This window comes from Telluribacter humicola, from assembly GCF_017355935.1.
GTDB classification, from domain to species: Bacteria; Bacteroidota; Bacteroidia; order Cytophagales; family Spirosomataceae; genus Telluribacter; species Telluribacter humicola.
On the sequence record NZ_JAFIQT010000012.1, the window covers coordinates 33,480 to 49,667 of the forward strand.

The following is a 16,188-nucleotide window of genomic DNA, read 5'->3' on the forward strand; positions in this document are numbered from 1 at the left end:
GTGTCAGGTACTGATACAGCTCTGCCTGATATACTACTTGAGGGTGGAAGGACAAACGTAGGCCGTTACGGGAACGGTGGTCGCGGCAATGGCCTTGAATCCTCCCATGATGTTGATTATATTATCATAGCCTCTGGCTTTCAGAATCGAAGCGGCTATCATGGAACGATACCCTCCGGCGCAGTGCAGGAATATATCTTCCTCTTTGGGCAGCTCTGACAAATAATTATTCAGATAGTCAAGCGGTGCGTTCTGCGCGCTTTCTACGTGCTGGGCCTGGTATTCCCCGGGCTTACGTACATCTACTACTTTTATGTTTTTCTGAATGCTAGTGGCCAAAGCATAACGATAAGCAAACTCTTCCGCTATAATACAGCGAATGGTGTCAACCTCCTTACCAGCTTGTACCCAGCTTTTGAAGCCTCCTTCCAGATAGCCAATGGCATGATCATATCCTACCCGGGCTAGCCGGGTTACTACTTCTTCCTCGCGTCCCTCTTCCGAAACAAACAGAATGGGCTGCTGGATATCCGGAATAAGTGCCCCCACCCAGGGGGCAAAATTGCCGTCAATGCCAATGTTGATCGAGTTAGGAATAAATCCTTTGGCAAATTCTTCCGGATCACGGGTATCAAGGACGAGTGCTCCCGTTTCGTTGGCGGCCGCTTCGAACGCTTCGGGGGATAAAGCCTGTTGCCCCTGCTGCAATACTTCGGTGATACTGGCGTAACCTTCCCGGTTCATCTTTACATTGAGCGGGAAGTAGCCCGGTGGGGGCAGCAGCCCATCGGTCACCTCCTTGACAAACTCCTCCCTGGTCATGGTAGCCCGTAAGGCATAATTGGTCAGTTTCTGATTGCCCAGTCTGTCACTGGTTTCCTTGCTCATGTTTTTACCACAGGCCGAACCGGCTCCATGGGCGGGATAAACAATCACCTCGTCCGGCAGCGTCATAATCTTGCTACGAAGCGAATCATACAGATGCTCGGCCAACTGCTTTTCCGTCAGGTCCGACTTTACGGCCAGATCCGGCCGTCCCACATCTCCAATAAAGAGCGTGTCACCGGTAAAAATGGCATAGTCTTTCCCCTGTTCATCTCTAAGCAGATAGGTGGTAGACTCCATGGTATGCCCTGGGGTATGTAGTACCTTAATGGTAACATTACCTACTTTCAATTCTTCCCCATCACAGGCAATGTGTGCCTGAAAGGCTGGTGTAGCATTCGGACCAAAGACAATCTGTGCCCCGCTTGCTTTCGCCAGATCTACGTGTCCCGATACAAAATCGGCATGAAAATGCGTCTCCAGTACATACTTGATGGTGGCTCCATCTGTTTCGGCCTTATCCAGATAAGGCTGAATTTCACGCAGTGGGTCAACAATGGCCACTTCGCCCCTACTTTCAATGTAGTAAGCGCCCTGGGCCAGGCATCCGGTATAGATTTGTTCAACTTTCATTGGTTTCTATTGATTTATGGTATAGTCTTACCTGTTGTTATCACCTATTTGACCTGACAAAGGTCGCAAGTGGAGATAGGCTGTTTGGTGACATTCATCACCGAAGGGATTAGGGGAAGAAAATTTCCTTTCCCATGATGTAGAGGCCCATGACCAGCACGAACCAGCCAAAGGAGGTTTTGAGTTTATTGGCCTGAATGCGGGCAGACAGGTAGGAGCCAATAAAGATACCGACCACCGAAAGTGCGGAAAAGCTCAGCAGAAACATCCAGTCAATCGGATAGTTAGAAACATCACCCAGAAATCCGAACAGCGATTTAGCTGCAATAATGAGCAGTGAAGTACCGACTGCTAATTTCATGTCCAGCTTGCTGAACAGCACCAGCGCCGGGATGATCAGAAAACCTCCACCGGCCCCTACCAGTCCGGTAAGAGTTCCCACTACCAGGCCTTCGCCCAGAATACCCGCATAGTTGAACTTCTGGGACGAAGGCAAAGTGGTACTATCTTCCTGCCCACACGATTCACACTCTTTTCGGATCATACTGATAGAGGCAAATACCATCAGGCCGGCAAAGAGCAGCATCAGCATGATATCTTTGGTGATGAGCATGCCTGAGACGGTAAAAAGACTATCCGGTATGGCCGGTACAATAAAACGGCGGGTTACGTAAACGGCCGCCATGGAAGGCAAGCCAAAGACCAGAGCTGTTTTCAGACTCACCAGCCCTTTCTTATAAAATTTATAAGCGCCTACCAGACTGGTAGACCCTACAATAAACAGGGAATAGGCAGTAGAGAGCACCGGGCTCAGTCCCAGCAGGTAAACAAGCACGGGTACCGTCAGAATGGACCCTCCGCCTCCAATGAGCCCCAGGGAGAGTCCAATCACTAGGGCAGCGGTATAACCAAGTATTTCCATCAGTAGATATGATTAAGATTATATTCTGTCACAAAGGTCCGATAGGGCCAGAAGGAAGACAGTGACAATTATCACAGAGGCAACTATCTAGGAAAGGCTCAGAATAAGATTAATTTGAAAAGGTGAGATACGCCATCCATTGTGTTCTGGCGGGGAGAAGTAGGTAAAGCCTAATTTTGATCATCCTAGTTATATCAGTGTATATATAACTCTTACCTTTATACGTATTATAAAAAACAAAAAAGCGAAGAGGCCACGGGCCTTCCGCTTGCTACTAGCTGCTAGAGGTACTGTACTCTCTAAACCATCTCCAGCCTGTGCACTTCAATAGAGTTGCGGTGTAGGGTAACCGCTCCGGATTGTTCCAGTTTCTTCAAGAGGCGAGAGATTACTTCCCGTGAGCTGTTGAGCTCATAGGCGATCTGCTGGTGGGAGAGCTTTATTTCCCTGCTTCCCACTTTAACGTGCCGTTTCAGATAAAAGAGGAGCCGCTCGTCCAGACCTTTAAATGCAACGCTATCCAACGTCAGGAGCAGCTCCTCAAAGCGTTGGCGATAGGCACTGATGACAAAGTTTTGCCAGCTCTTATATTGTGCAAGCCACGGTTCTGACTGGTGGGCAGGGACTAGAACGATTTCAGAGCTTTCGACTGCCTTGGCCATAATGGGGCTTTTTTCATCCCGGGCTGTACATAGCATGGAAAGCGCACAGGCACTACCCGGCTCTAAGTAGTACATCAAAAATTCGTTTCCCTCCTCATCCTCCCGGCACACTTTCAGTAGCCCACTGAGTACCAGAACCGAGGAGCGGATGTACTGACCCGTGCGCAGGACCTCCTGGCCTTCCTCCAGGCTTCGAATGGTACAGGTGGCCAGAATCTGCTCTAGCAGTGAGGGCTCTAATTGCGGGAACAGCTCGATAAATACCTTTCTTTGTAAAGCTTCCATCCAAATTTTAGATATAAATACCATTCGTAAAAAACAGAATTAACCAGTGCCTGCCTGGCACTGGCTTTCCTGGTAATTATTTACTTAAAATCATTGATTGCTTCACTCAGGTCAAGCACCTTTACATGGGGCAGGGCGGCTTCTATAATACTGCTTCCGGCCGCCGAACTATACCCGCCTGCACAGTGGACTACGACGGGTTTATCACCCGGTATTTCCTGTGCCCGCTCCCGTAGTTCCGGCAGAGGAATGTTCAGGGCCTTCTCAAAATAAGACTGAATCGCTACCTCTGAGCTGTTACGGATATCGACGATGGTATACTTATCGGGATTGTCTTTGAAATCGGCCAGATCTATTTCTGAGGAGGCTACCTCCGCCGCTCTGTTCTGCACAAAAGCTCCTTTGATCAGTGTTTCATATCCAATCCTGGCAGCTTTCGCTACTAGCACATCCAGTTGTTCCTCCGTCTGAGCAACTAGGTAAAAGGGTTCTTGGGGGCTCACGATACTTCCCAACCAGGTTTCAAATTTAGTACCATCCTGTATATTGATTGCTCCCGGCAGATGGCCTTTCTTATATAGATCCTCAGGACGTGCGTCCACAATGATTGCTCCGGGCTGGGGCTTGTAATTTTCGCTCAACCTTTTTACAGCCTCCACACTGGGCTGATAAGCCGGTGCTCCTTTTTTATTGAGCGCCACATCATATCCGAAGTATTTAGGTATGAAGGGCTGATCCTCCAGCAGGAGCTTTACAAACTCTTCTTCTGACATGGGCTGTAAGGCATAGTTGCTGATTTTCTCGGCTCCAATGGTACTACTGTTGGCCTCGCTTAAACCTTTGCCACAGAGAGTCCCGGCTCCATGGGCCGGATACACGACTACGTCATCATCCAGCTTCATGAGCTTTTGGCGGGTACTCTGATACATCTGTCGGGCTAGCTCCTCCCGTTTAGCCGTAATGTTTCCAGCACTCTCCCGCAGATCGGGCCGTCCTACATCTCCGATAAAAAGAGTATCTCCGGTAAACACGGCTTTATCCTGTCCTTTATGTTCCAGTACAATACTGATCCCGTCCGGCGAGTGTCCGGGGGTATGCAGGGACTTCAGCCGGATCTTTCCTACCTGCAGTACAGCTCCCTCATCAAAAGGCTGGTGGGGGTAATCAGCCCCTACCAGACTATGTGCGTAGATGGTTGCACCTGTCTTCTGGTAGATTTCCACGTGTGAGCTTATAAAGTCCGCATGGGGATGGGTTTCAATCACCCCTACAATTTTAGCTCCTTGACTTTCAGCAAAGTCATAATAAGGCTGCGGATCCCGGGCCGGATCAATTAATACGACCTCTTTCTGACACTCGCTCAGAATGGCGTAGGAAAAATGAGCTAATCCTTTATCTTCAAATTGCTTAACTATCATAACGAATCGAGTAATAATGTTTAAAATGAGATGAGATGATCAAGAACTTATTCGGGTGATCAGCTTTTGATGATACAAAGTTACAATCCTGCCAGAGGCCCTACAGTGATGTTTGTCACACAAACACATAGGATTCGCAATATGTAAGGGCGAGGTTAAGCATCAGGAAAAACCAATTGGTTCAGTTGGAGTTATTTCTTTCTGGCTAATGTATGCTGGTCCTGCCATTGTTTGATGGGTTTGAAAGGACCAAACTTATGTTGTTTCTCACTAAATGGGTCTGTATAGGGACCAAAAGGATGATCTATCGGTTTTCCAGCTATAGAAGGCCAGTCCCGGCTAAGATCTTTGGCGGGACGGGGTCTGGAATTAATATACGCAGCAATATCCCAGGATTCTTCATCGCTTAACTGCGGTTTGTCCCAGCTCGCTCCCAAGGGCATGCTGGTTTTGATGTAACCCGCCAATCGTGAAATACGATACAAGCCAGCACCCTTATTATAGCTGTTCTTTCCCCAGAGAGGAGGATACACATAGCCAGTCCCACCAGCTTTTCCTACTCCCTGACCGTCAGATCCATGGCAGTAGGCACATTTCTGCTGATAAACCAATTTACCCTTTTCCGGATCCGCCGCACGGTCCATATATGGAACATGCCAGATTCCTGTACCACGAGGCGTCTTACCTTTGGGAACATCTCGTCCCACAAAGTGTAGATAAGCAACAATAGCTTTTATTTCACGGCTGTTGGTGTCTAGGGCTTTGCCATTCAAGCTTCGTTCAAAACAGTCATTGACACGCTTTGAGGTATTCTCAACGGTCCCGGAGCGCTCCCGGTATTTTGGAAAAGTAGAGGCTACGGCCCCATAATTATTGCCCCAGGGCTTTCCTCCTGCTTCTAAATGACAGTTCTGGCAATTCATACCATTCGAACTATACACCACATTTCCCTTGGGGCCTAAATATTTAGCAGTATTCACAATTAGGTCCTGACCATACTTGATCAAATCCGCTTCCTGAGCCGTATTCATGAGTGACTGGGCAGGTGGACGCCACAATGAATCTGCTGCAAGTGGGGTGCGTCTTCCTGTAATTTCAGTATTCATGTTCGTCTTTTGAGTAAAGTGGCTAAACCAACCCAGCTGTAAACCGGCGCCCCATATGACAATAACAACTGCTGTAGACACCAGGCCTGCCAATGTGAGTAATGCCTGCTGTAAGGACCGGATGGTCTTCTTAAAAGAGTCTTCCTGTGCCATTGAAAATAAAAGAGAATGAAAGTTAATTGTTTATATTTTGGAGTTGGGCTTTTTCAGCCAGTACAACATAACTACCATCAGCCCCAGCCAGGGTGCTCCATGAAAAGCGAAATCCAGCCAATCAACCCTTTGCATACCACGGGCTCCCCCTGCTATCCACCGTATCTTCCCCACGATATGAGGCTCAGGAAAAAAGGAGCTAGCCCCAGTGTAAGACTACCTATCAGAAGAGCCTTGAGGAGAATTTGAGCTTTGAACATGGATTTTAAATATTTTGGTCAACAAATGAACGATACCCTCTATACGTAAATCATTTTAAATGATATGTTGAAGCAAAATAGATCCACCAAGCGCCCCATGACATCTAGGAGAAGGCTTGTAACATTCCTGCCGAAGACAAAGAATGATCCTTTCCGATAAGTTGGAAAATGTCATCTTCCAGTCTGGCAGTTCTAGATTCATATGATTCTACCATGCAAAAGGAAGACAAAACCTCAGCCTTTTATTACACCTATTAGTAGTGATAGTTAATGATGAGATTGTAGTGGTTCATGTCGACTTTATTAAAAACAGCTCTATCATAAAGTATATCAGCCTTACGTAGGCGATCTTTCCGTACGACCAGCAGCTGGGCATCCAAACCTTTCAATAGCCCAGTAAAATGATAACTCATGCCTAGATTCAACTGCCTGTAGCTGGGCATTCCATACTTATTCAACCTAAAGTTATTTTGCTTGGGTAGACTGTATATTCCTGAGCTAAGCTCCCATTTCCAGTGAGATGAGGGAGTATAAAAAACATTTATACTCCCAGCTGTAACATCACCCATTCCTTCGTTCCGTTCACGGGGAAGAAACGTATAAAAAGGTTCTCTGCCCCACTCACGGGGCATCAGGTAACGACCATGGGCTGTTATTCTGGTCGCATTAAGAGCAATTGACCCTTGTGGAGCTTTATAACTGATCCGGCCCGAAAAGAATAAGGAGTTGACATTTAGGGGAAAGTAGGCCTTTTCCGGAACAGGATTTCCACCGTTTCCAAGCGCCTGTTGCTGTCCCGCCTGAAGACCCACGTGCCACTGGTACCCATTACGAATGGGTGAAGTAAGTTCGGCTTTAGCATAGGCGGTATTAAACACATTCCCTACGTAGTTGTCCCAAATATGTACATGCAGATGACCCATTTTCTGGGAAACACCTAGTTGAAATACTCCCTTTGTCTCCGTATGTCCACTGTATTGGGAGGGATTTCCTTTGGAGTCAATGCCAACCGGATAAAGTCCCATGCTCTCTCCTACGCCATACCACTCTACCGTAGAACGAGGCGAGATCCGGAATAGGTACTCAGCTTGAACTACGGTATTAGGTAGTTCTCGCCATTCCAGTGCCAGACCTTCGGTAAGGGTAGGCCGCATCCTGCCATCCTGGGGGTTGATGAACGGACTGTGCGGGATCTGGCGGCCTAAGGTGACTTTTGACCTTTTACCAAAATGGTACCTAAGATACAACTCCTCCAGCCGATCCAGATCTTCATGATCCTTAGGGTCTTTTAGATTGAACAAACCCACTTCATACCGGTTAGGTAACCCTGTCTTGGGGTCAGGACGGGAAAGATCCGATGAAAGTACATTGAACATGAAAAACCCGCTTAGCCCCAACTCAACGTGTCTGGCAATACGTGGCGTCTGATAACCAATGCCAGCCCCAACTCCCCAGGCATAGGCGTCGCTGAGACCTTTTTTATTATCGGTGCCCATCCAGTAAGACCTGGCATGGCCATGAAAGTGCCCCCGCTGAAAAAAGTGGTGTAAGTCAGCCGTGGAGTCAGGTATTTCTGCCTTATGGGTAAATTGCTGGCTGCTGTGCACCTGAGCCTCTACTGAAGCATCAATAAAACTCAGCAGGATTGCCCATAAAGGAATTTTTAGGTAGTTCAACATAGTTTTTCAGAAAAAATATCCGATACAAAACTAGGTTGACGTGTAGCTACTTTCAGTGATTTAAGTTACAGATACAGTAGGTAGAGTAAAATTCTAAAAAGGTTTTTACCATCATTTATACCAAGCTGCATGTAGACAGAAATGGTATATTATATAACACAAAGCTAAGATGTTAATCAGAAAAGGCTTGCGGAACTGGTTGATAGAATAACCAAACTGTAGCTCCATAATCCCTAATAATCAATATGTATTTTTCTGAGCAGCCAGGGCTGCTACTCTCTTATTCTACTCTTACCTGTGACAAAAGTCACAAATAGGGAAATTTTAGCTTCTTAAATTTACAGAGTACTGAGGCCAGTATATCCCAAACAAAAGCATTTATGAACAAATTGATGAGTCTAATGAACAAAATACCTGGTTGGGTGATCACCTTACTTGTTTTTGGATTTCTATACATAACAGGTTTACATACGCAGGTAATCGGACAGATGCAGCGGCTTATCTTAGCTACTGGTCTTATGAATCCTGATATTGGCCAAGTCAATCATGGGGAGACAACAGAAGGCTCAGCTGCAGGTAAAGCGAACGCAGCTAATCCGCATAGTGGCTACGATTTTACAATGACTACACTTGATGGAAAAATAGTAACGATGGAATCATTAAAGGGTAAGGTTATTTTTCTCAATCAGTGGGCTACCTGGTGTCCCCCCTGCCGAGCGGAAATGCCTGCTATCGAAAAGCTATATCAATTAATGGATAAGGATAAAGTAGCTTTTGTCATGCTATCATTAGATGATGACCCTACCAAGGCAGAGCGATATGTGAAGCAGGAAGAGTTTTCATTTCCCGTATATGTTCCAGCAGGTCCTTTTCCTCAGGATTTTATGTCTCAGGCGATTCCTACTACCCTAATTCTGGATACCGATGGGAAAATCGTTCAACGTATTGAGGGTATGGCTAATTACAATACGGATGATTTTCGCCAGTACTTAAGCTCCCTTCATAAGTAATGCATTATTAACAAGAACTTAATACCATGATCAAAAAGGCTCTTTTTCTCGCGTTATACCTGGTTATTATTGCTAATGCGTTCATACATGCCCAGACCACAGTGAACACGGTTCCTTTTCATGGGGCATTAGCTACTAAAACAAGGTATCAGGTAGTTTACCAGCTTAATTCCGATGAAGACGCTCACATTAAAGCTACTTTGAAGAATATCAGGAATGCTCTTAGTGATTCTCGACTAATTAATAAACTAGACGTAGAACTGGTTGTACACGGAAAGGGGCTAGCGGCATTTAAAATAGGAAGTCCTTACGAAGAACTATTGCGCCAACTAAAGCAGCAAAAGGTAATCCTGGCTATGTGCGAGAATACAATGCGTGAACGAGATATCAAAAGAGAGGATCTTTATTCATTCGTTAGCTACGTCCCCAGTGGGAATGGAGAGTTGATCATTAGACAACAGGAAGGGTGGGCTTATATACATCCTTGATATAGGGTTGGTCAATATATATTAACAACAAATAGTCAACACTTTTCAGGACAAGTCACAGCAAAAATATTATAGAATAAACAGTCATATAAACCATATAGATAATTAGATGAAAACCTTTTGATATTACATCGTTATTATTATAAATAAATCTTTAAATAAGGTTTTCATCTAATCACTACAAAATGCCCCAGAATATTGTCTATCTACGTGTCTCCACTCTGGACAAGGACCTGGAAAAAAACAAAGCTGACATTCTACACCTGGCCAACGAGAAAAATCTGGGGAAAGTCGAGTTCATCCCGCGGCAGCGGACCGCAAGAAAAGGTGTCTGGAAAGGTGGCCTGGCGTAACCGGAAAATAGGACCGATCCTCGAAGAACTGAAAAAGGGATATGTTCAATGAATCGTTTTATCTCAGTCAGGTCTAAACTGCCGAAGCCGATCTTCCCACACGCGCCAGTCCGGCATCAAGCGATCTTGCAACTCATAAAAGGGCTTTCGATGGTATGGGTTTAGAATATGTGCCAATTCGTGCCAAATAATGTATTCAATGCAGCCCTTGGAGGCACGGATCAAATCCGGGTTTAGCCGGATAATGCTTTGAGAACTGCAACTTCCCCAACGTTTTTCCATTCGAACCAGCTTTACTTGCACCCGTTTTTTTTGGTATTCCTCGATGGGAAGTTTAGCCAAACAGCGATTGAAAAGGGGGACAATAAAAAGGCGTGCCCGCTGTCGATACCATTCGCCCAACTGTAAGGAAATTAACTTTTTATCGGTTTTGTCTGGCGTAGTAATCACAATCCTTCCCGAAAGAAATACAACAGATTTAACTGTTTGTTCTTCCACTTTAAGACGGTACTGTCGGCCCAAATAATAATGTGTTTCGCCCGATACGTATCGACGTGGAGGTGTGGTGTGGGCGTTGAGCTGGCGAAAACGTTCCTGCTGCCGGATGATCCAGCCTGCCCGGCTCCTTACCCTTATCTTGATTTGCTCCGTCAAGGCATCCAATGGAGCTTTGACCACTACGTCCCCCGAAGTATCTACGGTAATGGAAAGGGTTTTCCGTGGACTACGAGCCACAGCGAAGCGGACGACCACGGAGCCGTAGCGGATTTCTTCTTCACTTGTTTCGACGAGATTTGTTTTTAAGGCGAATGACATTAGTATCGGGCTTTAGCTAATTGCACAATTTTTCCAATCAACTCATCGGCTTGGTCGAATGTGAGGTGAGCCGACAGCTCATCGTCCAGTTGCCAAACCCAGTCATCAAGGGCAAAACGAAGTTGGTTGACAATTTCCGACCGGTTCACCCAATCGACCACTACGCATTCATCCTGCACTAAATTGGATAGCAACACCTCTTCGGCACGCACTGACCATTCTCCCGCTGCTTCGGCATCTAGAACCGAAGTGGCCCCATTTTCCCCCTTGTTTCCTAAACTATCCCGCAGTATTCCGTAGATAGCAGTAGCGGTAGGACGGTTGCGCACAGTCGGAGGCAGGTTGTCAACGGGACGGTTGATCACTTGATCGCGGATGGAAATCATGGACTTCAATAGCTCGGTTTCGCTGATGCGCTCCTCCCGGTATAGCATTAAGGTCTCACGAATCATTTCAGAGAAACGGCGGTAGAAGGCCGGGTCTTCCCCCATCCGCTCGGTGAGCGTACGATCGGTGCGGGCGGCGATGGCATGCGCCCGCGAAGCCGTCCCCTCGATACGGGCAACTTCTTCCTCGAACCGTTCACGGTCGAATATGTTAACCTGTTCGGTCAGTTGTACAATCTCGTCGGACACGACGTGCGTATCGATGAGCTTCTGTATTTGGGGTTCGTACTGACCGTAATCAATTTCCAGGGCGTAGATATTGATTACTGCTCGCCGTAGGTTCTGAAAGAAAATAAGATCGTCCCGGTAGCGAAGTTGCTTGGGCTCTGGGATAGTTGTTACAAATTCGTGGTTGGAGAAAGCCATTTTTAACAGGCGACTAAATGCCGACAGCCGCTCGAAGAAGATTTCCCGCACAGCCTCATCAGCCAAGATGTTCTGGTAGGCAGGCAAGTCGTGTCGGTTAGTGACTCTCTTAAACACATCCCAGACTTCCGAATGAACCTGGGGCAAGCGGGCCAGTTCCCTACGCATATCTGATACCGTGCCTTCCAGGTCAGCTGTCTCGAAGTCCTCGAAGTGGTCGGCGTAAATTTCCAGCACCCTGGCGAGTTCGGCGATAACGCCATCGTAGTCGATGATGTAGCCGAAGTCCTTGCCGGGTGCTTTTCGGTTTACCCTGGTAATAGCCTGGAAAAGCGTGTGTTCATGCAGCTTGGCGCAGAGGTACAGCACCACGTTAATCGGGTTATCGAATCCCGTCAGCAGCTTGTTGACCACGATGATGACATCGGGGGCAGTGTCGCTCTGCTTGAACAACTGGCGCAGGGTTTCGTCGTATTGTTTGGGACTGCCGAAGCGATCCATCATATGGTTCCAGAACGTCTGTACTTCACTGCTGGTCTGGCCGTAGGCGTCTTCGTTCCCCTCCCGGTCGTCGGGTGGCGAAATTAGCACCTCAGTGGTAATCAGTCCGATTTCATCCATAAAACGCTTGAAGCGTACCGCCGCCTTTTTGCCGGGTGCCACCAATTGGCCCTTGAATCCGGTACCTTTCCAGGTGTTGGCAAAATGGGTGCTGATGTCCCAGGCCTTGGCGTAGATGATTTGCTCACCCTGGGTCAGCGTGTCCCGGCGGCTGAACTTCTTTTTCAAGTCAGCGCGCTGGTAGTCGTTCAGCGGTTCGGCGATGCGGTTGAAATAGTTGTCGATGGGCCGCTCGTTGACCTCGAACAACGGGGCGCGCCCCTCGAAGAGCAGCGGCACCACCGCACCGTCCTCCACGGCGTCTCTCACGGTGTAGGTGTCGATAATGCCGCCGAACCTATTGGCGGTGTTCTTCTCACGGCGCATCAGGGGCGTACCCGTGAAGCCGATGAAACAGGCCGTAGGGAACACCTGCTGCATCTTGACGTTGAGGGTACCGTACTGGGTGCGGTGGGCCTCGTCGATCAGCACGAAAACGTTTGGGCGGGTGATAGGGTGCTGCAACCCTTTGATGGCCGCGTCGAACTTGTGGACCAGTGTGGCCAGCACGGCGTCGCTATCATCTTCCAGGTACTCGACCAGCCGTCGCCCCGTGGTAGCCTGCACTACTTCGCGCCCGCAACGCTTAAAAGTCTGGTAAATCTGGTCGTCCAATTCGACGCGGTCGGTGACCAGGACGATCTTAGGGTTCAGGATCTTGTCGTCGGTGGCCAGCAACTGCGCCAGCATCACCATCGTGTACGACTTGCCGCTTCCCTGGGTGTGCCAGATTACACCACCCTGGCGTCGGCCTGTGATGTCGGGTTCGCGCCGGACCCGTTCCAGGGTACGCCTTACACCGAAGTATTGCTGGTAGCGGGCCACGATCTTTTCTCCGGCATCGAAAACGATGAAATTATAAAGAATATCCAGCAGCCGGGCGGGACGACAGAGGGCGTACAGAAGTTCATCCTGCGGGGTCACTGTCCAGGTGGCCGTACCACTTATTGGTTCCTGTTGATCGCGGCGGTCAGGGTTGGTACGCAATGCCTGTCCAAAGGTGCGGTCGTTGCGGCTCCTGTCCTTTACCGTTTGCAGCGGGAGGGCATTTTCGTCGTTCTCCCGTTCCCGCCAGAGCTGCCAGAACTCCTCTTTGGTTTGGTTGGTGGCGTAACGCCCCTCGCTGCCGCAGATGGCCATCAGTAGCTGGCTAAGGATGTATAAAGGCCGGATGCCGTCGTTCTGCTGATTGCGGAGGTGTTGGCTGATGGCCTGCGACAGGGGCTTATCCATATCGGGCCTTTTGCACTCGATCACTACCAGCGGAATGCCGTTGACATACAACACGATATCGGGACGGTAGGAATAGTCGCGGCCCGCTGATTGAGCGTGACCTGTACGCGACACCCTCAGTTCCTCTGTCACATGCAAGACGTTCCGTTCCGGGTTTTCCCAGTCGATATAGTGGAGCGAAAAACTCTTTTTATCTGGCCCGATCTGCTCTTCGAAGCTCTTACCGAGGGTAAGCAGGTCGAAGACGTAGCGGTTGGCTTCCAGGTACCCTTGTTGCACGGGGTAGTCGAGTAGGGCGTAGATGGCGTTGGTCAGGCTTACTTCCGAAAAGGTGTATTCCTCGCCCTTCAGCGAAAAGCTATTCAACTTCCGCAGTTGGTCGCGCAGCACTGGTTCCAGTACCACCTGGCCCGAATGCCTGGTGACGGGGTCGTTCCCACGCAGCCGCGTGGCTTCCTCGGGGGACAGGTAGGTGTAGCCCATCGCCTGCAAAAGTAGCAGGGCGGGAACCTGGCTGGCGTCGTTTTCGCGGAAGGATGGGTTGGTCATAGCGGTAATTTCTCTTGTCCTGGAATTATCAAAAATTCGCAAAAATGCATTCAGACATCAGGATAACTGTTTGATAAACAGATTTTTAAAAAAAATGCTTGAAATATCAAGCAAAACATGTTACTTTTGCAAAGTCATCTCCCAAAGGGCGAAGGACTTGGTCAGTGGTTTATCCACGCAATCGCAATACCGAAAGTTGCGTACCGCACCCCGAGTGCGGTTTTATTTTTTAAGCCCATCCCGATACTGCTGATGGCGCTTCCGATGGAAGATCTTCTCATGCTTATCTACACAAAAAGCGGTCACCAAAAGCAGATCAGGGGCAATTGGCTTTAATATTACCAGGTAGTCGCGCCGCTCATACCAATAATACTGTTTGAGGGTGCCATCCCCTTCAGTGTGTTCGTAATACCAAACCAGCGGATCTTCCGAATGCCTGAGTATAGTCTTGATCCAATGCAGTCGGCAGGCCCGAGGGAGATCGAATTCCCGGCGTTGCTTCATTTTACTCTCCCGCGTTATCAAATGCACAAAAGCATCGGGGTAGTTGAGATAGCCATACACCCTGGAACGGTTCAAATTGACTTTCACGCGCTTTCCTTTGAAATGAAAGGTGGTTTTTTCCCATTCCTGCTTAAAATAATCGTAAAGATCCTTTACGCATTCCTCCTCCGGAAGGTCCCAAACCCATTCCGCTTCTTCCAAGTCGTCCAGCTCGTCTGGCTCATCGTATAGTCTGCCCATATCAGTCATTTGAACTTTGTTTGGGCTGATGGTCAAAAATATTGAATTTCTGCTCCCATGGTTCGGTACCTAAGTGCAGAAAATAGCCCGAAAGCCGCTCTATTTGTTGGATTAGGGCTACTTTGGCGGTATTAGCCCCCGGTTTCTCATGATTTCCAAGGGCTTTGTAAGCGATGGCTCCAATAAACAGATCCGTCAATTCGAGCAGCGGGCTATCGTGGGAGCGCAGGTGTTGGAAAGTCTCAAAAGGAGAGTTGCCTTGGTGGTGATTGTGAAAAACTTCCCGAATCTTACGCAACTTCTCCCGGCCCCTGGTATCCTTTACATCCAGAAAAACCCGGTAGCAACAATCCTGATCATGATTGGGACGTAGCAGGAAATAGACCAGCTTGTAATAGAAGTTATCGTGTGAACCGCCGTTGAATTGGTCGTGGTCCAGCTTGTCTTTGTATTTTACCAGAACACACCGAAACCAAAGAGGATTGGCAAAGAAATAGGCAATCAACTCAGCGTATAGCGCTTGCCTTGAGGCCGACACCTTCGACCATTTAATCTCAGCGGGCGTGTGATGACGGAGTTTGATGGCTTCCAGATCTTCCCGAATTCGGTCGTACTGCTCCTCTTCGACTTTTATATAGCCGATCACCATGACCGGAGAATGGTCGTTTTCCAGGTGGTGACTCTCGTCGCAATAGATTTGGTAGCGCTTGATGTTCATGGTTTAATTTGACTTTTCAAAATAACGTCCCAGGTAACTTCTCCAGATGGTGGAAGCCCGCTCTACACTTCGCATTTTCACAGCACTCTCTGCATCCGTAATAAAAAGCTTGATTTGTTGCATGAAGTACGCTCTATCAGACACCGAGAATTTATGCAACAATTCATCCTTTGGAAGAACAGGCATTTTGCATGACCACTCTCTAGACAGTTTCCTGCTAATCCCCTTTAAAATATGTAACAGTGCTTGGTCGTCTCTGAGCATGGGCCTGTAGAACGTTCCCGCCATTGTGGTCAGGGCTACACCCTGGGGAACTCTTCTGTCGTCTGCAATATGATGGCACCAAGCCTTTAAATATCGAACAAGTCGAACCAATTGCTCTTTATCGTTTCCCCCTTTCTCGTTGAACCAGTCTTCAAATTCCCTCGGATCGCTCTTCACCCATCCATTCTTGGTGGCTAAGAATGATTTACCCCTACCACGCGAACTTTCCAGATAATAGATGGGAAGGTCAATATGAAATTTGCCTGCGTAGGGGATTCTGATACATTTTTTCTTGTGTTCAGGCTGAGTCCGGCTTTGATGCCCATTAACGAAAATGGTATGCATGGCGGCCATTAGACTCCTTGGTAGTATATCTGGCTTGGGATAGAAATAAACCCCTATATCAATATCGCTCTCCTCCCCGTATTTGCGAATCAGAGTGCCTAGCTGCTTTGAACCTTGTACCTTGAAGCGCTTGAAAGGATACCTCTTCTCCGCGCATAGCTTCTTAATGTGCTGGCGAACGGATTTATTGGCACTTCCAAGTTTCTTCTTCACCGTTGGTGAAATGTTCAGTGCTTCGTTGAACTCCAAAAAC

At 48.0% G+C, this 16,188-nt stretch carries 14 protein-coding genes; 3 read left to right on the plus strand and 11 right to left on the minus strand.

The features are described 5' to 3' along the window. Window positions 1-33: 33 nt before the first annotated feature. The 6 genes from JUB14_RS26590 to JUB14_RS26615 form a co-directional block, all read right to left on the minus strand. Window positions 34-1,458, minus strand: coding sequence for an MBL fold metallo-hydrolase (locus JUB14_RS26590; protein ID WP_207509914.1), 1,425 nt, complete (start codon window positions 1,456-1,458; stop codon window positions 34-36). Between the two features lie 109 nt (window positions 1,459-1,567). Then, window positions 1,568-2,380 (minus strand): sulfite exporter TauE/SafE family protein, encoded by an 813-nt coding sequence (locus JUB14_RS26595; protein ID WP_207509915.1) that lies wholly within the window; start codon window positions 2,378-2,380, stop codon window positions 1,568-1,570. Between the two features lie 299 nt (window positions 2,381-2,679). Beyond that, on the minus strand, window positions 2,680-3,327 hold the full coding sequence (locus JUB14_RS26600) for a Crp/Fnr family transcriptional regulator (protein ID WP_207509916.1): 648 nt from the start codon (window positions 3,325-3,327) through the stop codon (window positions 2,680-2,682). An 80-nt stretch (window positions 3,328-3,407) separates the two neighbouring features. Then, entirely contained in the window at window positions 3,408-4,745 is a 1,338-nt protein-coding gene (locus tag JUB14_RS26605; protein ID WP_207509917.1) for an MBL fold metallo-hydrolase, read from the minus strand. 191 nt (window positions 4,746-4,936) lie between these two features. Next, entirely contained in the window at window positions 4,937-6,004 is a 1,068-nt protein-coding gene (locus JUB14_RS26610; RefSeq protein WP_207509918.1) for a c-type cytochrome, read from the minus strand. Window positions 6,005-6,518: 514 nt separating this feature from the next. Next, window positions 6,519-7,943: an OprD family outer membrane porin gene (locus JUB14_RS26615; protein ID WP_207509919.1), complete on the minus strand. Its 1,425-nt coding sequence runs from the start codon at window positions 7,941-7,943 to the stop codon at window positions 6,519-6,521. Between the two features lie 401 nt (window positions 7,944-8,344). Between JUB14_RS26615 and JUB14_RS26620 the strand changes: the two genes are divergently transcribed. The 3 genes from JUB14_RS26620 (at window position 8,345) to JUB14_RS26630 (ending at window position 9,794) form a co-directional block, all read left to right on the plus strand. Continuing rightward, on the plus strand, window positions 8,345-8,953 hold the full coding sequence (locus JUB14_RS26620; RefSeq protein WP_229368346.1) for a TlpA family protein disulfide reductase: 609 nt from the start codon (window positions 8,345-8,347) through the stop codon (window positions 8,951-8,953). A 26-nt stretch (window positions 8,954-8,979) separates the two neighbouring features. Next, complete coding sequence (locus JUB14_RS26625) at window positions 8,980-9,441, plus strand: DsrE family protein (protein WP_207509921.1); 462 nt, start codon at window positions 8,980-8,982, stop codon at window positions 9,439-9,441. Window positions 9,442-9,626: 185 nt separating this feature from the next. Continuing rightward, complete coding sequence (locus JUB14_RS26630) at window positions 9,627-9,794, plus strand: hypothetical protein (protein ID WP_207509922.1); 168 nt, start codon at window positions 9,627-9,629, stop codon at window positions 9,792-9,794. A 63-nt stretch (window positions 9,795-9,857) separates the two neighbouring features. On the opposite strand, the gene JUB14_RS26635 is transcribed toward JUB14_RS26630, so the two are convergent. The 5 genes from JUB14_RS26635 to JUB14_RS26655 form a co-directional block, all read right to left on the minus strand. Further along, the gene (locus tag JUB14_RS26635; protein ID WP_207509923.1) at window positions 9,858-10,610 is read right to left on the minus strand and encodes a M48 family metallopeptidase; all 753 of its coding nucleotides are present in this window, start codon (window positions 10,608-10,610) and stop codon (window positions 9,858-9,860) included. After that, window positions 10,610-13,864, minus strand: coding sequence for a type I restriction endonuclease subunit R (locus JUB14_RS26640; RefSeq protein WP_207509924.1), 3,255 nt, complete (start codon window positions 13,862-13,864; stop codon window positions 10,610-10,612). Before JUB14_RS26640 ends, JUB14_RS26635 begins: the two co-directional genes overlap by 1 nt. A gap of 222 nt (window positions 13,865-14,086) precedes the next feature. After that, entirely contained in the window at window positions 14,087-14,608 is a 522-nt protein-coding gene (locus JUB14_RS26645; RefSeq protein ID WP_207509925.1) for a hypothetical protein, read from the minus strand. A gap of 1 nt (window position 14,609) precedes the next feature. Beyond that, on the minus strand, window positions 14,610-15,326 hold the full coding sequence (locus JUB14_RS26650; protein WP_207509926.1) for a DUF3800 domain-containing protein: 717 nt from the start codon (window positions 15,324-15,326) through the stop codon (window positions 14,610-14,612). 3 nt (window positions 15,327-15,329) lie between these two features. Beyond that, window positions 15,330-16,184 carry a CBASS cGAMP synthase gene (locus JUB14_RS26655; protein WP_207509927.1) on the minus strand — a complete coding sequence of 285 codons (855 nt, stop codon included), beginning with the start codon at window positions 16,182-16,184 and terminating at the stop codon, window positions 15,330-15,332. Window positions 16,185-16,188 lie beyond the last annotated feature (4 nt).